This is a genomic window from Shewanella khirikhana, from assembly GCF_003957745.1.
GTDB lineage: Bacteria > Pseudomonadota > Gammaproteobacteria > Enterobacterales > Shewanellaceae > Shewanella > Shewanella khirikhana.
On sequence record NZ_CP020373.1, the window covers coordinates 1,868,920 to 1,889,462 of the forward strand.

The 20,543-nt window shown below is 55.0% G+C and carries 19 protein-coding genes; 9 read left to right on the top strand and 10 right to left on the bottom strand.

Features of this window, described 5'->3' with window-relative positions:
* Positions 1-8: 8 nt before the first annotated feature.
* From STH12_RS08105 to STH12_RS08125, 5 genes are all read right to left on the bottom strand, one after another.
* A complete protein-coding gene (locus STH12_RS08105) occupies positions 9-818 on the bottom strand; it encodes a class I SAM-dependent methyltransferase (protein ID WP_126167079.1) in 810 nt (269 codons plus the stop codon).
* An 85-nt stretch (positions 819-903) separates the two neighbouring features.
* Positions 904-1,608 (bottom strand): M50 family metallopeptidase, encoded by a 705-nt coding sequence (locus tag STH12_RS08110; protein ID WP_126167080.1) that lies wholly within the window; start codon positions 1,606-1,608, stop codon positions 904-906.
* Positions 1,601-1,930 (bottom strand): hypothetical protein, encoded by a 330-nt coding sequence (locus tag STH12_RS08115; protein WP_126167081.1) that lies wholly within the window; start codon positions 1,928-1,930, stop codon positions 1,601-1,603. The genes STH12_RS08110 and STH12_RS08115 overlap by 8 nt, the downstream gene beginning before the upstream one ends.
* Positions 1,931-2,047: 117 nt before the next feature.
* On the bottom strand, positions 2,048-2,758 hold the full coding sequence (tsaB, locus tag STH12_RS08120; protein ID WP_126167082.1) for a tRNA (adenosine(37)-N6)-threonylcarbamoyltransferase complex dimerization subunit type 1 TsaB: 711 nt from the start codon (positions 2,756-2,758) through the stop codon (positions 2,048-2,050).
* 117 nt (positions 2,759-2,875) lie between these two features.
* On the bottom strand, positions 2,876-4,888 hold the full coding sequence (locus STH12_RS08125; RefSeq protein ID WP_126167083.1) for an ATP-dependent DNA helicase: 2,013 nt from the start codon (positions 4,886-4,888) through the stop codon (positions 2,876-2,878).
* 461 nt (positions 4,889-5,349) lie between these two features.
* Here STH12_RS08125 and hisG point away from each other — a divergent pair, with 461 nt between their 5' ends.
* Genes hisG through hisIE form a run of 8 tightly spaced genes read left to right on the top strand, consistent with a single transcriptional unit; the run spans position 5,350 to position 12,654 of the window.
* Entirely contained in the window at positions 5,350-6,243 is an 894-nt protein-coding gene (gene hisG, locus STH12_RS08130) for an ATP phosphoribosyltransferase (protein WP_126167084.1), read from the top strand.
* A gap of 3 nt (positions 6,244-6,246) precedes the next feature.
* Complete coding sequence (gene hisD / locus STH12_RS08135) at positions 6,247-7,554, top strand: histidinol dehydrogenase (RefSeq protein WP_126167085.1); 1,308 nt, start codon at positions 6,247-6,249, stop codon at positions 7,552-7,554.
* Complete coding sequence (hisC, locus tag STH12_RS08140; RefSeq protein WP_126167086.1) at positions 7,551-8,639, top strand: histidinol-phosphate transaminase; 1,089 nt, start codon at positions 7,551-7,553, stop codon at positions 8,637-8,639. Before hisD ends, hisC begins: the two co-directional genes overlap by 4 nt.
* A gap of 19 nt (positions 8,640-8,658) precedes the next feature.
* Positions 8,659-9,726: a bifunctional histidinol-phosphatase/imidazoleglycerol-phosphate dehydratase HisB gene (gene hisB / locus STH12_RS08145; RefSeq protein ID WP_126167087.1), complete on the top strand. Its 1,068-nt coding sequence runs from the start codon at positions 8,659-8,661 to the stop codon at positions 9,724-9,726.
* Positions 9,727-9,785: 59 nt separating this feature from the next.
* Positions 9,786-10,526 carry an imidazole glycerol phosphate synthase subunit HisH gene (gene hisH / locus STH12_RS08150; protein WP_237158793.1) on the top strand — a complete coding sequence of 247 codons (741 nt, stop codon included), beginning with the start codon at positions 9,786-9,788 and terminating at the stop codon, positions 10,524-10,526.
* Entirely contained in the window at positions 10,523-11,260 is a 738-nt protein-coding gene (gene hisA / locus STH12_RS08155; protein ID WP_126167088.1) for a 1-(5-phosphoribosyl)-5-[(5-phosphoribosylamino)methylideneamino]imidazole-4-carboxamide isomerase, read from the top strand. The genes hisH and hisA overlap by 4 nt, the downstream gene beginning before the upstream one ends.
* Positions 11,242-12,021, top strand: a complete 780-nt coding sequence (hisF, locus tag STH12_RS08160) for an imidazole glycerol phosphate synthase subunit HisF (protein ID WP_126167089.1) — start codon at positions 11,242-11,244, stop codon at positions 12,019-12,021. The genes hisA and hisF overlap by 19 nt, the downstream gene beginning before the upstream one ends.
* A gap of 6 nt (positions 12,022-12,027) precedes the next feature.
* On the top strand, positions 12,028-12,654 hold the full coding sequence (gene hisIE, locus STH12_RS08165) for a bifunctional phosphoribosyl-AMP cyclohydrolase/phosphoribosyl-ATP diphosphatase HisIE (RefSeq protein WP_126167090.1): 627 nt from the start codon (positions 12,028-12,030) through the stop codon (positions 12,652-12,654).
* A 103-nt stretch (positions 12,655-12,757) separates the two neighbouring features.
* Here the strand turns inward: hisIE and STH12_RS08170 are convergent, their stop codons facing one another.
* From STH12_RS08170 to pheS, 5 genes are all read right to left on the bottom strand, one after another.
* Complete coding sequence (locus STH12_RS08170; protein ID WP_126167091.1) at positions 12,758-13,741, bottom strand: GGDEF domain-containing protein; 984 nt, start codon at positions 13,739-13,741, stop codon at positions 12,758-12,760.
* Between the two features lie 55 nt (positions 13,742-13,796).
* Positions 13,797-14,723, bottom strand: a complete 927-nt coding sequence (gene lpxM, locus STH12_RS08175) for a lauroyl-Kdo(2)-lipid IV(A) myristoyltransferase (RefSeq protein WP_126167092.1) — start codon at positions 14,721-14,723, stop codon at positions 13,797-13,799.
* A gap of 84 nt (positions 14,724-14,807) precedes the next feature.
* Positions 14,808-15,104: an integration host factor subunit alpha gene (gene ihfA, locus STH12_RS08180; RefSeq protein WP_126167093.1), complete on the bottom strand. Its 297-nt coding sequence runs from the start codon at positions 15,102-15,104 to the stop codon at positions 14,808-14,810.
* Positions 15,105-15,107: 3 nt separating this feature from the next.
* The gene (gene pheT / locus STH12_RS08185; RefSeq protein ID WP_126167094.1) at positions 15,108-17,495 is read right to left on the bottom strand and encodes a phenylalanine--tRNA ligase subunit beta; all 2,388 of its coding nucleotides are present in this window, start codon (positions 17,493-17,495) and stop codon (positions 15,108-15,110) included.
* A 15-nt stretch (positions 17,496-17,510) separates the two neighbouring features.
* A complete protein-coding gene (pheS, locus tag STH12_RS08190; RefSeq protein WP_126167095.1) occupies positions 17,511-18,494 on the bottom strand; it encodes a phenylalanine--tRNA ligase subunit alpha in 984 nt (327 codons plus the stop codon).
* 424 nt (positions 18,495-18,918) lie between these two features.
* Here pheS and STH12_RS08195 point away from each other — a divergent pair, with 424 nt between their 5' ends.
* Complete coding sequence (locus STH12_RS08195) at positions 18,919-20,427, top strand: methyl-accepting chemotaxis protein (protein ID WP_126167096.1); 1,509 nt, start codon at positions 18,919-18,921, stop codon at positions 20,425-20,427.
* Positions 20,428-20,543 lie beyond the last annotated feature (116 nt).

Here is a 20,543-nt window from a genome sequence, read left to right on the forward strand (position 1 = left end):
GCCAAGACTCATTTAGTTGCCGGTTTTACGAACTTTAAGGTCATGCGATCGCTCTCACCGATGGCAAGGTACTTGTCCTTATCCTGCTCACCAAGGCGCAGCGATGGCGGCAAGGTCCAGACGCCCTGCTCATAATCCTTGGTGTCTTTAGGGTTGGCGTTGATTTCACTTTTGGCTGCCAGCGCAAAACCTGCAGCCTCGGCAAGTTTAATCACCTCAGATTCAGGCATATAACCCGATTTAAGGCTCATGCCCTCGTTTGCTCTGTGCTCAACAAGCCCAAGCACCCCGCCCTCTTTGAGGACATCAAAGGCGGAGGCGAACATGGTCTCAGCCTGACCGGCCATGGCCCAGTTGTGGATATTACGGAATGTCAGCACCACATCGGCGCTGCCGCTGTCACCAAGGGAGGTCTTGTGAGGCGGGTCGAAGGTCACGGTTTTGGCCTTACCCACTTTCGCAGCGTTGGTTTCAATCCAGCTTTCGAGGGCCTTGCCCAAACGAAGACGATAAGCTGGGCTCTTGGCGTCCGGTGCAGGGTTGGTTTCAAAGTTGGCGGCTATGTACTGGCCATCTTTGGCCAGCAAAGGCGCAAGAATTTCAGTGTACCAGCCGCCACCCGGCCAGAGTTCAATCACGGTTTTTTGGCCATCGACACCGAAAAAGTTCAGGGTTTCACCTGGGTGGCGATACTTGTCCCGCTCCATACTCGCAGCCTGACGCAAATCGTTTTTCAGGGCTTCGTCCAGGGTGGTGGCACTGGCCGCACCGCTTAATCCAATCAGCGCAACCACGGAGGCCGCTAACAACGTCTTCATCCTGTTCTCCTTGAATTTCATCAGCCTATCCCGGCGGGAAGAGACCTCGAAGCTACCAAGGCAAAGCAGAATTGCCAAGACGGATTCATATTTTGTTGCAATTACGCGGGCCTAGCACCCGGCGCCAACACAGCCACAGACACCCGGCAGCAATCAGCAGCCACAGTCCAATCCACACAAATGCCGGCACCCAGATAAGCCCGGCGAGCAGCTCGGCATCCCCCCGGCCATCGAGCCCCCATAGGTAGGTTGGGCTTTTGATGGCATTGAGCAGCACAATCAGCGCCATAAAACGCAACATGGATACCAACCAAGCAGCGCCTGCAAGTTTTAACGGCAGAAAAAACAGCCCCGAAAGCACAATCAGAATGCCAATGGTCAGCACATCCCGGGCGTAAAAAAGCAGTACCACCAACACAAGTGCGCCGAGTAGTGTAAATGCTGGCCGGATCCCCTTTGGCCAACTTGCCATCATAAACAGCAGCAACCCCCACAGCGCGGCCCCTGCGTATCCGGCAAAGCCAATCAGTACCGGGCTGCCGCCTGCTGAGAAGCACAGGCCCGCACCATTGGGAAAAAGCTGGATATGGCTGACCACACCGCCTGTAATCAAGGTTGCCAGTGCGTGGGATAACTCATGGAAAAAGCTTTCAAGCCATTTGAAGGGTACGCCAAGATAAGGCACGTAAGTCACGGCGCCGGCAATAGCGAGCAGCACGATAAACTGCAAGGGACTGTTGGCTGGGGCCGTCTCGGGGATGGCAGCAAACTCTGCGCGCGGTTCAGGCATAGAGATCCACGCCCACCATGGCACGTATTTCCTCGCGCCGCTGAGCATGTTGATTCAAAAGATATTCGGAAATGGCTTCACGGGAGCGGCCGGGGGTGTCGTAATCGACGCTTCCCTGACCATCCTGGTATTCCTGCAGTAAAAATTTCGCCGACTCGCCCCACTCTCGGGGAAGCTGAGCACGGCTATCAGTTGCCGTGGTAGCGGTTGTCTTAGCATCCTCGCCGTTTTGCGCGGCAGGATTTGACAGCACACCCGCAGCCCCGGGCAACTTAATGCCCCGGGCGGAAAAGAATTCGAGCTGTGCCGATTGAATATGCACCGCCAATCACTCCTTTACTCTGGGTGTGGGAAACCTGCTTACCAAACTCGCTAATGGGGTTTCCAGGGACGTTTCCAGCCAAGTCACCAAGTAAGCCACCAAAGCTTCGCGTCGCGGCTATTCGCGTCCCGGCAACTTCTTCCACGCCACCGTATCACGAAGATACACAGGCTCCAAGTCATCCACCGAGGTGTGCAGGCCACGACCAATACCGTCCCTTGCCAATGTCAGCATAGCTTCGGCGGCAGGAAATTTCACCTCAGCGCTGAGCTCCAGGCCATGCCCAAGAGTCAAAAGCTCCGGATAGGTATCAAAACCTGTGCCACAGGCAAGCGTGACACCATCAGATAACTTCACCATAGATGGTGGCAATACAGCTTCTTCGCCCACCAAGGTTGCCACGCCATCCTGCATCCGGTACTCGCCCACATAGACTTCAGACATGCGCGCGTCGATGGCGCACAGCACCCGGGTTTCACCGCTCTTTTCCATCGCTTCCTGCGCCATGGCGGCCAGGGTAGAAATACCAATCACCGGCAACTCGCGGCCAAGCGCCAGGCCCTGGGTCATGCTGGTGCAGATACGAATGCCGGTAAAGCTGCCAGGGCCACGGCCATAGGCAATGATGTTGACATCGCTAATGCTGAGCCCAGCCTCGTTTAACAGCCCATCAATCATGGGCAGCAGGCGCTGGCTGTGCTCACGGGGGGCATCAGCCATATCGGCATAGGTTTCACCCTTGGCATAAAGCGCGGCAGAGCAAGCTTCGGTACAGGTGTCGAGCGCGAGGATCACCGGATTGTCCGGCAGTGCAATAGGCTGCGTCATGGGGTATGAGTTTCCAAAATCGTTGGCCAAAGAAAGAGGGCCCTATCGGTTATTGCGGTGATTTTACCCGATAAACCACCGGCCATAAAACGGCTAAGGTCAGCAGTCGGATTAAATTCAGTCAATTGCCTCTAAAAAAGCGCAGGCAGCATCCAGGTCACGGGTGCGTGCCATCGGCGGCAAGGATTGCAAAAATGCCTGACCATAGGGCCGATTCACCAGACGGTTATCGCAGATCACCAGTACGCCGCGATCAGTTTCATCTCGGATAAGCCTGCCAGCGCCCTGCTTCAGGGCAATCACCGCCTGGGGCAGCGAAATTTCCAGAAAGGGATCGCCACCTCGGGCCTCGACCCGACTGGCGCGGGCTTTGTAGAGACTGTCATCCGGTGAAGCAAAGGGCAGCTTATCTATTATCACGCAGGACAACAGCTTGCCGCGCACGTCTACCCCTTCCCAAAAGCTGCCGGTGCCAAGCAGCACCGCTTCACCCAACTGTCTGAATTTGGATAATAATTGCTGCTTACCGCCCTGCCCCTGAACCAGCAGTGGATAGTGGCAGCGACCAACCAGGGAGCGGGCGACGGCCTCCATCATCCGGTGGCTGGTAAAGAGGATAAAGGTGCGCCCCTTGGCGGCCTTAATCAGTTTGAGGCACACCTCGGTGAGCTGGCGCACCATGGCATCCTGATTGGCAACGCTGCCAAGGCGGCGCGGCACGCATAACAGGGATTGCCTGGGGTAATCAAAGGGGCTGTCGAGCAGCACTTCTTTGCACATTGAAGCTTTGGTAGCACCGCTGGATTGACTGCGACTGGCATTCGCTCGATTAACAGACGAATGCACAGCAGACGTCAGCCCAAGCTCACGGGTAAAAAACTGCAGGCTTCGCTCCACCTGCAAGGTCGCCGAGGTAAACACCCAGGCGGTGTCTTCGCTGAACAACTCACGGCACGCCTTGGCAATATCGATGGGGGAAATACGCAGCATCAAATGGCGCTCACCGATATCGATGCCATAAGCAGAGCCCGGATCGTCACAGGCAATAAAACGCTCAAGCTTTTGCTTAAGCTCCGGCAGCTTAACGGCAAAATCATCAGGCGCCTCACTGCGCCCCACATTGGCAAGCAGCAGGGCTTCCAGTGCCGAGAGCTCGCCAATCAGCTCACCTGCGGCCAGTGCCGCGGTTTTATCTTTAAGCAGTTGCCTGAAATCGCTGCTACCTGCATCAAGCAGGCAATTTTGCCAGGCATCCAACTTAACCCGGGCACGCTGCGGCAATAGCTTAAGCCCCTGGGTATCGCCAAGCTCACCTTCGGTGAGCCGCTCTATGCCATCAAGCAGCCGTCGCAGGCTGCCGGTGGAAAGCTGAGAGCCAAAATACTGGATGGCGATATCAGGCAACAGGTGCGCCTCATCAAATATCACCGCATCCACATCGGGTAAGAGTTCGGCAAAACCTGTGTCTTTGAGTACCCTGTCAGCAAAAAACAGGTGATGGTTCACCACAATCAAGCGGGCATTCATCGCCCGGGTGCGGGCCTTGCGGGTAAAACACTCATCATAAAAGGCGCAGCGCTGACCGGTGCAGCTATCCTGGGTACTGGCCACCAGACTGATAGCGCGGGCATCTTCGGCCACTCCGGTAAGATTACCAAGGTCACCATCTTCTGTGGCTTGCGCGAATTGATTGAGCTTGAGTAAATCATCCAACAGCTTTTCATCGTGACTGAAAGCCGCGTCCATCTGCGCTGTCATCAAACGCTGGCACAAATAATTGCTGCGGCCTTTTAACAGGCTGACCGGCACCTTAAGCTTAAGCATCTCCAGCAATGCAGGTAAGTCTTTATAAAACAGCTGCTCCTGCAAGTTTTTACTGCCGGTGCTCACAATCACCTGCTTGCCACTTAATAGCGCTGGCACCAGGTAGGCAAAGGTTTTGCCCACACCGGTACCAGCCTCCAGCACTAATTTGTGGGTATGACTTAAGCAGGACGCCACTTCCGCTGCCATCTGCTGCTGCACCTCACGGCGCCGATAGCCACGGATAAAACGCGACAGCAATCCACCTTCATCAAAGACGGCCTGCGTGCGGGTTATCAGGTTATTGGCAGCGGATTGGGAAGACAAACAGGCTCCGGTGTCGGGGGAATTCAGCGCTCGGTTGAGTGCATTATGCCGATTTCACTGCCTGTCACAAGGGCAGCAAAGCAAAGCCAGCAAAACAGGCATGTCTAACGTGAATATTCATGCAAAGCTGAACTTTTTTAATATTGACGAAAAACACCCTTGCAAAGCATCTGGAAAGTCATTAGTGTAAAAAGCGTCCGATAAATTCGGCCAGACAGCAAATGTAACGAGCGCACGGCGCCAGACACAGGATTAAAGACACATGTTCCAGCTTTCGACTGCCAAGCACCATCATCACCATCATAAGCGGTAGCCTTCGGAAGCTCACTGCCGAAGGTGCATTCCTTCTGGCGGTCATGATCTAAAGTTTCAGGACAACCCCCGGAAGGAATTCCGGGGGTTTTTCTTTGCACCAAAGCTTTTGATTTTAAACATTACTTTAGATACCAGGATATTTCGCCATGACTGCCAGACTGAGAATCGCCATTCAAAAATCCGGACGCCTGTCCACCGAGTCCCAACAGTTGCTGAAAAGCTGCGGGGTAAAATTCAGCGTGAATGAACAGCGGCTCATCGCCCACGCCGACAATATGCCCGTGGATATCTTGCGGGTGCGTGACGATGACATCCCGGGCCTGGTGATGGACGGCGTAGTCGATTTGGGCATAGTCGGTGAAAACGTGCTGGAAGAAGAGCAACTTGAGCGCGAGTGCCTCGGCAATGCCGCGAAAGTTGTTAAGCTCAGACAACTGGACTTCGGTGCCTGTCGCCTGTCTCTGGCAGTGCCGACCGAATTTGTTTATGGCGATGCAAGCTCACTGGAAGGCCTGCGGATAGCCACCTCCTACCCCAACCTGCTCCGCCGTTTTATGCAAAATAAAGGCATATCATATCAGGACTGCCAATTAAAAGGTTCTGTGGAAGTGGCGCCCCGTGCCGGCCTTGCCGATGGTATCTGCGATCTGGTGTCGACCGGTGCAACCCTCGAAGCCAACGGCCTGTACGAAACTGAAGTCATCTTCCGCTCCATGGCTTGTATTATTCAGTCCACCACACCACAAAGCGATGCCAAGCAGGCACTTATCAATAAAATCCTCTCACGGGTGAATGGGGTTATCCGTGCCCGTGAAAGCAAGTACATCCTGCTGCACGCCCCAACCGAAACGCTGGAGCAAATCGTCGCCCTGCTGCCCGGCGCCGAAAACCCCACTGTGCTGCCACTAAATGATGAAACCAATCGGGTTGCCATCCACGCGGTCAGCACCGAAGACCTGTTCTGGGACACCATGGAAGAACTGACCGCTCTTGGCGCCAGCTCCATCCTGGTGATGCCAATCGAAAAAATGATGGGGTAAGCGATGGAAACCTTGGTCTGGAACAGCTTAAGCGAGGATGCCAAGCGCCAGGCACTGTCCCGCTCACCTCTGGTGGGTGACGACAGTCTGGCGGCATCGGTCAGTGACATTCTTGACAATGTGAAGCGTGGTGGCGATAAGGCCCTGATTGAATACGCGGCGCGCTTCGATAAAGCCGAAATCGATACGCTGGCGCTGAGTGCTGAGGCCATCGCGGCAGCCTGCGAGCGCGTCAGCCCCGAGCTTAAAGACGCCATCAATGCCGCGCGCGCCAATATTGCCCGCTTTCACAGCGCCCAGCAGTTCACTGAAATCAGCCTGGAAACCCAACCGGGGGTTCGCTGTGAGCTTAAAAGTGAAGCCATTGAAAAGGTGGGGCTTTATATTCCTGGCGGCAGCGCCCCCCTTATCAGCACAGTGCTGATGTTGGCAGTGCCTGCAACCATTGCCGGCTGCAACAAACGGGTGCTGGTAAGCCCGCCGCCCATCGATGATGCCATTCTTTACGCAGCCAGCGTGTGCGGCATTACCGATGTGTTCCAGATAGGTGGCGCCCAGGCCATTGCGGCGCTCGCTTACGGTAGCGAAAGCGTGCCGAAAGTCGATAAAATTTTTGGTCCCGGCAATCGGTATGTGACCGAAGCCAAGGCCCAGGTAGCACGGGATACCCAGGCCGCGGTCACCATAGATATGCCAGCCGGTCCTTCCGAAGTGCTGGTGATTGCCGATGATACGGCCAATCCTGAGTTTATTGCTGCCGACCTCTTATCTCAGGCTGAACACGGCAGTGACTCACAGGTAATTTTTGTCACCGACTCCAGCGCCCAGGCCAAGGCCGTTGAAGCGGCACTTGAGCGCCAGCTTGCGCTGCTGCCACGACGAGAAACCGCAGAAGGCGCGCTGTCATGCAGCCGCATTATCATGACTGACACCCTGGATGAGGCGGCAATGGTGTCTAACCGCTATGCTCCCGAGCACCTGATCATTCAAACCCGCGAGCCAAGGGCGCTGCTGCCACGTATTCGTGCGGCAGGGTCGGTGTTTTTAGGCGCCTTTACGCCGGAATCGGTTGGCGACTATGCCTCAGGCACCAACCACGTGCTGCCCACCTATGGTTACAGCAAAACCGTCTCCAGCCTGTCGCTGGCCGATTTCTGCCGCCGCTTTACGGTGCAGGAATTAACTGCGGACGGACTGAAAGGACTTGGTCAAACTGTGATGACACTGGCTGCGGCCGAGTCACTGGATGCCCACAAAAATGCGGTAAAAGTCAGGCTTGATGCCATCGCACGTGAGGAGAATGGTCAATGACATCTCAGGTAAACGCAATTCCAGCGGATAGCCTGGCAGCCCGCCTCGCCCGCCCTGAGCTTTTAAGCCTGGAGCCCTACCAGAGCGCTCGGCGCATTGGTGGCAGCGGCGAAATTTGGGTGAACGCCAATGAGTCGCCCTTTAACCGCACCGGCATTGATGGCGCCAACCGCTACCCCGAGTGCCAGCCACCAGGGCTGATTGCCGCCTACGCGGCGTATGCCGGCGTTGCGGCCGATGAGCTGATATGCGGCCGCGGCGCCGATGAAGCCATTGAACTGCTTATTCGCACCTTTTGTGTGCCAGGCAAAGACAGTATCGGCATTTTCAGCCCAACCTATGGCATGTACGCCATCAGCGCGGCCACCTTTAATGTGGCGGTCAACACCCTGCCGCTTACAGAAGATTTCAGCCTGCCTGACGACATCTCGGCCTTAACAGGCAGCAAATTGGTGTTTGTCTGCAACCCCAATAACCCAACCGGCACCCTGCTGCCGCTTGGTGAAATTACGCGGGTGGCAAAAACCTTCCCCAATGCGCTGGTGGTGGTTGATGAAGCCTACATCGAATTTGCCCGCAACCCAGACGGCTCACCCGCCCAAAGTGCCACAAGCTTGATGGCAGAATTTGAGAATCTGGTGGTGCTGCGCACCCTCTCCAAGGCTTTTGGTCTGGCCGGTGCCCGCTGCGGTTTCCTGCTGGCAAGCGCCTCGGTGTGCGAGCTGGTGATGCGGGTGATTGCGCCCTATCCGGTGCCTGTGCCTGTGTCCGTGATTGCCGAAAAAGCACTTTCCGTGCAGGGCGTCGCCCAAATGTGCGCCGATGTGGTGCTGCTGAATAAACAAGGCGCAAGACTCTCAGCAGCGCTTACCAATGCAGGCCTTCGCGTCCTGCCAAGCGGCGGTAACTATGTGCTCGCTTTCAGCAATGATGTGGAAGCACTCGCCAGAGCCCTTGCCAACGCAGGCATAGTTGCCAGACGCTACAGCCACCCAAGGCTTAAAGATGCCATTCGCATCAGCTACACCAGCGAGCAAGAGACGGATTCCATTATCGAGGCCATCGGCCGCATCGACAGCAAATAATCATAAGGACAGAGTACCCATGCCCCAGAAAATGCTTTTTATCGACCGCGATGGCACCCTGATTGAAGAGCCGGCAACAGATAAGCAGGTCGACAGTCTCAGCAAGCTGGTGTTTGAACCAAACGCCATTCCTGCGCTGCTGCGGCTGCAAAAAGCCGGTTATCGACTGATTATGGTCAGTAATCAGGATGGCCTCGGCACCCCATCTTTCCCTCAGGAAGATTTTGATGCGCCCCACAACCTGATGATGCAGGTTTTTGAAAGTCAGGGCGTTAAGTTTGATGAGGTGCTGATTTGCCCGCACTTCAATGATGAAAACTGCAGCTGTCGCAAACCCAAACTCGGCTTGGTTAAATCCTTCCTGACCCAAGGTCTGGTGGATTTCACCGCCTCAGCAGTAATTGGCGATCGCGATACCGACGTCGAGCTTGGCAACGCCATGGGTATCAAGAGCTTTAAGTATCAGCGTGAAACCCTCGGCTGGAATGCCATTGCCGATGCGCTGCTCGCCAAAGGTCGCTGCGCCACCGTGGTGCGCACTACCCGCGAAACCGACATCCGGGTCACTGTTGATCTGGATACCCCCGGCAACAATCAAATCGCTACCGGCATCGGCTTTTTCGACCACATGCTCGATCAAATCGCGACCCACGGCAATTTCAGCCTGAAGCTTAACGTCGATGGCGACCTTGAAATTGACGATCACCACAGCGTGGAAGATACAGCCCTGGCGCTGGGGGATGCTCTGCGCCAGGCCCTGGGTGACAAGCGCGGCATCGGCCGTTTTGGCTTTGCCCTGCCCATGGATGAAGCCTCGGGTCAGTGTTTGATGGACATCTCGGGTCGGCCGTTTATCAAGTTTGATGCCAGCTTCAGCCGCGATAAAGTGGGCGAAATGGCCACCGAAATGGTGCCGCACTTCTTCCGCTCTTTTGCCGATGGCCTGCGCTGCACCTTACACATCGGCTGTGACGGCGACAACGATCACCACAAAGTAGAAGCCCTGTTCAAGGTACTGGGCCGAACCTTGCGTCAGGCCATTGCCATCGAAGGTGATGCCCTACCATCCTCAAAAGGCGTGCTTTGACATGGGAAGGAATGCTTTGATGAATGAGGGAGTGCTTTGATGAGAGAAGGAATGCTTTGATGAAAGAGTCCATTATATCGGCCGGCGGCGCCGCTGAAGCAGCCGCGAGCGCCGATTTGGTCATCATTGACACCGGCTGCGCCAATCTAAGCTCGGTGAAGTTTGCCTTTGAGCGCCTCGGCGCCAGGGTGCTGGTAAGCCGCGACAGCGAAGTGCTTCGCGCTGCACCACGTCTGGTACTGCCTGGCGTTGGCACGGCAGCGGCAGCCATGGATGCCCTGAGAGCCAGAGAGCTTGATAAACTGATCCCAACCCTGCGCCAGCCGGTGCTCGGCGTCTGCCTTGGAATGCAGCTGTTGATGACCCGCTCACACGAGCGCGGCGCCAAGGGTGAAGATATTGATTGCCTGGATATTATCTCTGGTGAAATTCGCGAGTTGGATGCAGGCAGCCAACCTTTGCCCCACATGGGCTGGAATCAGCTTAAGGTGTCCGGTCATCCGCTATTTGCCGGCATTGAGCCTGGCGAGTGGGTCTACTTTGTGCACTCCTTCTGTGCCCCCGAGTCAACAGCCACCATCGCCAGCTGCGAGTATGGCGAAGTCTTCAGCGCAGCCATCGCCAAAGATAATTTTATGGGAGTGCAGTTCCACCCGGAGAAAAGCGCCGCCACCGGTGCCAAAATCCTGAAAAACTTTCTGAGCCTCACACTGGCCGACCTGGGGCTTGCAGCTGCCGAAGCGGGGCTTATTGAAAATTCACCGGCGCACACCAATGTCGACGCCTTGGAGCAATCATGATCATTCCTGCAATCGACCTTATTGATGGTCAGGTGGTGCGCCTGTTTCAGGGCGATTACGCCAAAAAGACCGAATTTTCTCTGGATCCCAAAACACAATTGCTGAGTTATCAGCAAGACGGCGCAGCGCTCTTGCATCTTGTTGATCTGACCGGCGCTAAAGACCCCGACAAAAGGCAAACCAGCTTAATTGAAGAGATTGCCGCCGGTTTGTCCACCCCACTGCAGGTAGGAGGTGGCATTCGCAGCGCCGCCGATGTAGATGCCCTGCTGGATGCAGGCGTTGCCCGGGTCGTGATTGGCTCGCTGGCGGTCAAATCACCCGAGGTTGTACTAGACCTTTTTGAAAAATATGGCGGCGATGCCATTTGCCTTGCCCTCGATGTCAATATCGATGCCCAGGGCAACAAGATAGTGGCAGTTCACGGCTGGCAACAGGGCGGCGGAAAGTCGCTCGAATCCCTTGTGGATACCTTTATGCCCGCGGGCCTTAAACACGCCCTGGTAACCGATATCAGCCGCGATGGCACCATGACCGGCGCCAACACAGCGCTTTACCGAGAACTGGCCGAGCGTTTTAGCGATGTACAGTGGCAGGCCAGCGGCGGCGTTGCCACCCTGGAAGACGTAAAAGCCGTCAGGGAGTCCGGTGCCAGCGGCATCATTATCGGTAAGGCACTGCTGACCGGCGTATTTACTGCAAAGGAGGCAATTGCATGCTGGCCAAACGCATAGTGCCCTGCCTGGATGTGAAAGACGGCAAAGTGGTTAAAGGGGTGCAATTTCGTAACCACGAAATTGTGGGCGACATAGTCCCCCTCGCCGCCCGCTACGCCGAAGAAGGTGCCGATGAGCTGGTGTTTTACGATATCAGTGCCAGTGCCAAAGGCGATGTGGTGGATAAATCCTGGGTTAGCCGCATTGCCGAGCGTATCGACATTCCCTTTTGTGTGGCTGGCGGCATTAAAACGGCAGCTCAGGCGCGGGAAATTCTGGCCTTCGGCGCCGATAAAATTTCCATCAACTCGCCTGCTCTGTCGGATCCCAGCCTTATTCGCAGGCTGCACGATGAATTTGGTCGCCAATGTGTGGTGGTGGGTATCGACAGCTTTTACGATAGCGACAGCGGCAACTACACCGTAAAGCAGTTTACCGGCGATGAAGCCGCCACCAAAGACACCCGTTGGCACACCCTGGATTGGGTTGAAGAGGTGCAGCGTCAGGGCTGCGGCGAGATAGTGCTGAATGTGATGAATCAGGATGGTGTGCGTCAGGGCTATGATATTGAGCAGCTGCTGAAGGTGCGGGCCATCTGCGATGTGCCGCTGATTGCCTCCGGCGGTGCCGGCGCCATGGCCCACTTTGCCGAGGTGTTCAGCGATGCCCGGGTCGATGCCGCACTTGCCGCCAGTGTGTTTCACAAAGGCATTATCAATATAGGTGAGCTTAAACAATTCCTTGCATCTCAGGGGATTGCCATCAGGTTAACGGAGTAATGGCCCATGGCTGACGAAACCCTTTTAAACCATCTCGACTGGGACAAACAAGACGGGCTCATTCCCGCTATTGTGCAAAACCACTTAAGCGGCAAGGTGCTGATGCAGGGCTATATGGACAAGGCCGCGCTGGAAAAGACGCTGCAGACCGGCATGGTCACCTTTTTCAGCCGCAGCAAGCAGCGGCTGTGGACCAAGGGCGAGTCGTCCGGCCATGTGCTGAGCCTTATCAGCATTGCCGCCGACTGTGACAACGACAGCCTGTTAGTGCAGGTTCTGCCCAAGGGCCCAACCTGCCACACAGGCACAGAGTCATGTTGGCAAGATGGCAGCCACAGTTTTATCGCCGGGCTCGAGAGCTTGATCCAGGGCAGGAAACAAGCCTGTGACGCAGGTGAAGGCGGCAGCAGTTATACCGCATCTCTGTTCGCCAGCGGCACCAAACGTATGGCGCAAAAAGTAGGTGAAGAGGGTCTGGAAACGGCGCTTGCCGCCGCAACCCACGATAAGAAAGAGTTGGTCGATGAAGCTTCGGATCTGCTGTTTCACCTGATGGTATTGCTGGAGGACCAGGGGCTGTCGCTTGCCGACATCACAGCGAACCTCTATGAGCGTCATAAGGCCAGAAGCTGACACTGTGGCTATTAAAAAACGCTGCCACGGCAGCGTTTTTTTGTTTTCAGACGTCCTTTCTTACAAGTGACGCGGGCAGAAACTGCACACACCTCTCCCTGCTTCAGTTCTGCTCGTCATGTTTTTGGTGGTGGACTTGCTTTTCGCGGTACATATGAATATCGGCATCCTTCAAGAGCCGCTCAAGGGAGCTTGGCACCAGGGCATCGAAACGGGCGGTACCGCAGCTGAATTCCAGCTGATAGCCGATTGGGGTATCGATATTGTGTCTGGCAAGGTTTTGGCGAAGGCGGCTTAAGATCCCGGCAGCCGGCGACATCGAGCGTTCATGGCTCACCAATGCCACAAACTCATCGCCGCCGATGCGGGCAATCACATCGTACTCGCGAAACGCTTCTTTCAGCAGGCTGGCAAACGCCGCCAGGGCACTGTTTCCTTCCTGATGTCCAAAGCGGTCATTGATTTCTTTGAAGTAATCCAAATCGAGGAAAAACAATGTCGCGTCCTGCTGCTGCCGCTGGCACTTGGCGAGGCATTGTTTGGCCAGCAGTTCAAAGCCACGCAGGTTCGACAGGCCGGTCAAAGGGTCCAGGGTGGCGGTTTGCACCGCTTCCAGTTCAGACACCACCAATTTGCCGAGATCTTCCAGATCGCGATATGCCTCTGGCTCAAAATGGCGTGCCATCCGGTCAATGATGCACAGGGTGCCAACTCTGTGGCCGTTACTCAGGGTAAGCGGATAACCGGCGTAAAAACGGATATGGGGCTCACCTGTTACCAGCGGATTGTCGGCAAATCGCGGATCTTCATGGGCGTCTTCAATGACAAAGATATCGGCCTGCATAATCGCATGGCCACAAAAGGAAATGTCACGGCGGGTTTCAGATTGGGATAAACCGATACAGGATTTGAACCATTGCCTGTCGGAATCGACCAGACTTATCAGGCAGATAGGCACATCAAACAGCCGCCGCGCCAAACGGGTCAGGCGATCGAAACGCTCCTCGGCTTCGGTATCGAGCACATTCAGGCCACGGAGCGCCTCAAGCCTTTCGGCCTCATCGAAGGGAATTGGTGCGGGCAACATGTACACTCCGGAAGGCTAACTTCGGATAAGTATAGTTGCCCGCAAGGGATTTGGGTCAATCGTATATTGACGCCTCGCCCTCGGGACGGGTTTTAAGCAGCTTTAAAAACCACATGTACTGCTCGGGGTAAGCGGCGATAACCTGCTCTACTGCACGGTTGAGCGCCAATGCTTCGTTCTCTTTGCCAGCCATGCTGGCTTCATCGATGGCAGGCAACACGGTCAGAGTAAAGCTGTGGGTCTTATCATCGTAACCTATGGTAACCGGCATCACCTGAGCTTTGCCGGCCGCCGCCAGTCGACCTACCACGGGCAAGGTGGCCTTGGTGGTGGCAAACAGCGGTGCAAAGACGCTCTGCTCAGGACCCAAATCTTCATCGGGCAGATAGAAGAAACTGTTGCCCTGGCGCATCTCACTGATCAGCACCCGAAGCCCCGCCTCGCGCATGTACACATGGCCGCCAAGGCGACTGCGAATACGATTGGAAAACCAATTGAACAGCTCATTGCGGTGGGCTTTGGCCATGGTTGCCATGGGCAGCTCAAGGTTAAGCCTGAGCCCTGCATAGTCGATGCCCCAGACATGCGGCATGATGAAAATAATCGGCTGCCCCGCATCACGGGCCGCTTTGACATGCTCAAAGCCTTGCAGCGAAACGCGGCGGCGTAAATGGGCCTCACTGCCAAACAGCAGCTCCGCCTGACCAATCAGGATCATCACGAATTGCGCCACATTCTCGCGAATGAGGCTGTCTACTTCCTGCTCGGATTTGTCAGGGAAACAGGCCTTGATATTGGCCCTTGCCACCCGAATGGGCTTTTTGGCGATACGCAGTACCAGCCTGGACAGGCCCCGCGCCATAGGATCGCGAATAGCGGCAGGCATGGCGCCAAAAAACAGCAGGATCCCGATGGCAATCCAGGTGCCCCAAAGGCGTGGATGCAACAGACCCCAATAAAAGCGTCGGTCGAAATACCGCATTTGTATGTGTTCTACCTCGGTTTATGGACAGCACAAACAGGAAAGCCACTCGGATGAGTGGCTTTCCCTCGGTGTGTTCCGATATTACTTCTCTGAATTTGCCGTTTCAACGCGGCTCTTCAGTTTCTGTCCGGGGCGGAAGGTCACCACACGACGGGCAGAAATCGGGATGTCCTCACCGGTTTTCGGATTGCGCCCCGGTCTTTGGTTTTTGTCCCTGAGGTCAAAGTTACCAAAACCAGACAGCTTGACCTGCTCACCACTTTCGAGGGCGGTTCGGATCTCTTCGAAAAACGCCTCTACCATCTCTTTCGCGACCCGCTTGTTAATGCCAAGCGTTTCAAAAAGATGCTCTGCCATTTCGGCTTTGGTAAGTGCCATACTTTAATCCCTCAACGATGCGTTGAACTCGGACTTGAGGGCTGAAACCACAGTTTCTACTGCTTCTGCGATTTCTTTCTCTTCAAGTGTGCGAGTGTTGTCTTGTAACGTCAGTGCGATAGCCAGGCTCTTTTTACCGGGCTCAACACCTTTACCCTGGTATACATCGAACAAGTTTACGCCAACCAACTGATTTTCGCCAACTTTTCTTATCACTTTTATCACATCGGCTGCGGCAACGGTTTCATCCACTACTACAGCGATGTCGCGACGGTTGGCCGGGAACCTAGACACAGCCTGGGCTACAGGCAAGTTGGCGGTTAGCAGCGCGTCCAATTCCAGCTCAAATACGATGGTTTTGCCGTTCAGGCCAAATGGCTTCTCAAGGGTCGGATGTACGGCACCAATGTAGCCAATGACTCGATCATTTCTCAGTATTTCAGCACATTGGCCTGGGTGAAGGGCCGAATGTGTCGCTCTTCTAAAGCTAAATTCTGTTCCAGCAACTGTCAAGCCAATAATGGCCTCCAAATCGCCCTTAAGATCGAAGAAATCAACGGTTTTGCTCTCCATCGACCAATGTTCGTCGCTCTGAGGGCCCGCGATCACCGCGCCGAGCATGGCTTGCTGCCTTACGCCGGATTCTGCATTGGCATCAGGCACAAAGCGCAAACCTGTCTCAAACAGGCGTACACGACCCTGCTGACGCGCCTGGTTATAGCCAACGGCGTTCAGCAAACCGGTGAACATGGACAGGCGCATGGCCGACATTTCACTGGAAATAGGGTTCGGCAGGATCATCGCCTGCTCGCCTGGGTGTACCAGCTGTTGCAATTTGGGGTCAACGAAGCTGTAGGTAACAGCTTCCTGGAAACCACGGGCAACCAGCAGACCACGCACCTTTTTCAGGCTGATGGCGGCTTCTTTGTGATCTGACATACGCAGCGCGGCTATCGGCGCCTTGTTGGGGATGTTGTTGTAACCGTAGATACGGGCAACTTCCTCAATCAGATCTTCTTCAATAGCCATATCAAAGCGATAGGTAGCGGTAGTGACCTGCCACTGCCCTGCTTCGGCCTGAACACCAAAACCAAGACGGCTGAGGATTTCCACTACGTCGCTGTCAGGAATGACATGACCCAGGGTTTTATCCAGCTTGGCGCGGCGCAGCACAATCTGCTTGGCCTTGGGCAGGTACTCATCGGCTTTGGCTTCACACACGGGGCCGGCTTCGCCACCACAAATGTCCAGCACCAAACGGGTGGCGCGATCCATTACCTTGTGTTGCAGCTCAGGGTCAACACCACGCTCAAAACGGTGTGATGAATCTGTGTGCAGACCTAGCTTACGGGCCTTACCCATAATGGCCAGCGGCGCGAAGAAGGCGCATTCCAGCAGAATGTCCTGGGTTTCTTCACCAACGCCTGAATACTCACCGCCAAACACACCGGCCAGTGCCAGCGCTTTGCTGTTGTCGGCAATCACCAGAGTATCGTTTGGCACAGTGATCTCGCTGCCATCGAGCAGCGTGAGTTTTTCTTCACCGTTGCCGTAGCGCACTTCAATCTTGCCGTCGATTTTGGCAAGGTCAAAGGCATGCATTGGCTGGCCAAATTCAATCAGCACGTAGTTGGTGATGTCGACGATGGGGTCGATTGAGCGAATACCGCTGCGACGCAGCTTCTCTTTCATCCACTCTGGCGACTCGGCCTTTACATTCACGTTGCGAACAACGCGGCCCAGATAACGTGGGCAGCCTTCAGGTGCGCTCAGGCTGATGTCGATACCCTGCTCGGTAGCAGGCACAACCGCTTCCCAGCTGGGCTCACTGACTTCGGCGCGATTCAGTACGCCCACTTCACGGGCCAGACCGGCCATACCGAGGCAGTCGGCACGGTTGGAGGTCAGATCAACGTCAATAACAGCGTCGTTCAGGTCGAGGTATTCGCGGATATCGGTGCCAATAGGCGCATCCAGCGGCAGTTCAATAATGCCATCGCTTTCGATGTCGATACCCAGCTCGCTGTAGGAACACAGCATGCCTTCAGAAGGCTGACCACGCAGTTTGGCCTTCTCGATTTTGAAATCACCGGGCAGCACGGCGCCCACAGTAGCCACAGCTACTTTGAGACCCAAACGGCAGTTTGGCGCGCCACAGACTATGTCCAGCAGCGCATCGCCACCCACGTTGACCTTGGTCACACGCAGTTTGTCGGCATCCGGGTGCTGGCCACATTCAACCACTTCACCCACGAATACGCCGCTGAAGTCGGCTGCTACTGCGTCTACACCGTCCACTTCCAGGCCGGCCATGGTGATTTGATGGCTCAAGTCGTCACGGCTGATGGCTGGGTTTACCCATTCACGAAGCCAGGATTCACTGAATTTCATTACTAATTTGCTCCGTTATTTGAATTGCTTGAGGAAACGCAGGTCGTTTTCGAAGAAGGCGCGCAGATCGTTTACGCCGTAGCGCAACATGGTCAAACGCTCAACGCCCATACCAAAAGCAAAACCGGAATATTTCTCAGGGTCGATGCCCACACTGCGCAGTACGTTGGGGTGTACCATGCCGCAGCCCAGCACTTCGAGCCATTTGCCATTTTTGCCCATCACATCCACTTCGGCCGAAGGTTCGGTGAAGGGGAAGTAAGATGGACGGAAGCGCACCTGCAAATCTTCTTCAAAGAAGTTGCGCAGGAAGTCGTGCAGTATGCCCTTGAGCTCGGCAAAGTTGACGTGCTCGTCTACCAGCAGACCTTCCACCTGGTGGAACATCGGGGTGTGGGTCATATCGTAGTCGTTACGATACACACGGCCCGGGGAGATGATCCTAAGCGGTGGCTTCTCATTTTCCATGGTGCGAATTTGCACGCCCGACGTTTGGGTACGCAGCATCACCTTGGGATTAAAGTAAAAAGTGTCGTGATCGGCACGGGCCGGATGATGCTCAGGAATGTTCAGTGCATCAAAGTTGTGGAAGTCATCTTCAATTTCAGGGCCGTGCTTTACGGTAAAGCCAAGTTCACCGAAGAACGACTCGATACGTTCTATGGTACGGGTTACCGGGTGCAGACCACCGTTTTCCAGGGTGCGTCCGGGCAGAGTCACGTCGATTTGCTCTGCGGCCAGCTTGGTTTCCAGTTCGCGGGCCTTGAACTGATCAATTTGCTCAGACAGGGCTTTCTGCACTGCCTGCTTGGCGTCGTTAACCGCCTGACCAAACTTGGGCTTCTCTTCCGCGCTCAGGGTGCCCATCAGTTTCATCATATCGGTGATCCGGCCTTTTTTGCCCAGATAGTCAACCCGAATATCGTCCAGAACCTTCAGATCCGGCGCCTGTTCAATGGCGGCCAGAGCCTGTTCCACAATCTCTGTTAATTGCTGCATTTTCTCTTCCACTGCATTTGCCCCCCATTGGCCTTTTGCCAGGGGAATTCACGACATGTCGACGTTCTTTGCCGCTTAATTTGTCAAAAATAACAAAAGAGGGAAATTTTACGGCAGCCAAGTGTATTTGACTAGGCATAAATCGGCTTACATCAGGAAAAAAACCCGTATTTTCCGATGCATTTTTCAATATGACATGCGTAATTTTGCACCTGAGTCCTGTTTTTTACTTACCAGGTCACTGGCGAGCCATGTTGGTGAGATGTAAAATTGAGGCTGTGCTCTATGCTGTGAATACTCTACGACAACATATTGAATAAAAAGTATTCATCCACAAGCATAAACCGGCTGCAACAATAAAGTTCCCAATCAGGGGACCGATAAACATAGGGTCACACGCAGCCATGCCTATTTGAGGTAATCGATGAAAGAAGTGAAGTTTCGCTGGATAGATCAGTATCTCATCCACATGACGCTCAAAACCAAATTTGCCATTCTGGCAATCGTTCCCGTACTGATGCTGCTTGCGCTGGCCTTTGTGCTGAATCTGCGCTTCAGTGACACCTTGCTGGAGAGCCATCTCGAGCGGGCCAGTGCGCAGGCAAACCAGACCAATCAACTGGTAAGCCAGGCGCTGAATTTTATCCCCCAGGACAAGCAGCAGGCCTTTTTGCAAAGTATCCAGGCCGACGCCCGGGTAGTGCCAGTGGCAAGCCTTGATGGCAAAAGCGCCCAACTCGCCCGCACTGGCGGCGGCAGCCTACAAAAGCGCGGTCAATACAAGGCAGTAAGTGCCGTTGGCAGCGCACAATATGTCACAGTGCAGGATTTCTCAGCCAAGAGCGCCACCCTCTCCACCGACGATAACCTGTTGTTTGTCGGCGGCGCTGTGGCAGTGGCGCTTATCATCATCTTTGTTTGCAGCTATTACATCTCCACCTTCGTTGGCGGCGCCCTGTACACCACTGTGATGGCCCTGAAGCGGGCGGCCGATGGCGACCTGACCGGCCGACTTAACTTTTTTGAAGTGAAAGATGAGTTCAGTATTCTTGCCATCAGCATAGATACTCTGGTTGAGCGTCAGCATAGTCTGGTGAAAAACATCAGCGATGCCACCTCGCAGATCCGCTCTGTGGTGGGCTCGTTCCGTGAAAATGCCCGCAGCGGCCAATCGCTTGCTGCCAATCAGCGTGCGCATCTGGACTCCCTGGCCACCGCCATGGAAGAGATGACCGCCGCAGTGCGGGAAGTGGCCAGCAACGCCGAGCGGTCCTCCCAGGAAACCCAGGACGCCAACCAACAGGTAGCCGCAGGCTCTGCCGACATTGCCACCACAGTAGGCGCCATTGGCGAGTTGTCCAACGAGATTGCCAATGCCTCGGATGCGGTAACCGTGCTTAACGACAACGCCAGCCGCATCGATGAGGTGGTCACCACCATTAATGCCATTTCTGAGCAAACCAACCTGCTCGCGCTCAACGCGGCCATTGAGGCTGCCCGTGCCGGTGAGCAAGGCCGTGGCTTTGCGGTGGTGGCCGATGAAGTGCGTACCCTCGCTGGCCGTACCCAGGCTGCTACTGTTGAAATCAAATCAATGATTGAAGCGCTGCAAAGTGGCTCGCGTAACCTCACCCAGGTGATGGCACGCACTGTCGATCAGGCCGAGGAAGGCAAAAAGCATGTGATTAAAACCGGTGAAGATCTTGACAGCATTGCCCATCACAGCGCCAAGGTGTTTGAAATGAGCGTGCTGATTGCCACCTCTGCCGAAGAGCAGTCTGCCGTGGCCAATGAGATTGCCGGTAACCTGATGGAAATTCGCAATCAGTCTCACGACGTGGAGCAATCGGCCAATCAGTCGGTTTCCGGTTGTGATGAACTGCATGCCACCGCCGAGAAACTCGACCAATTGCTGGTCGGCCTGAAAATCTAGGCACACAGTAAAAGGCACCTTCGGGTGCCTTTTTTACTTTAAGCTAATGGCAAACAACAGATTATCCAGTAGACTGACATCTTTTGACACCCAGTAAGCCCAAGGAACCGGCTCTG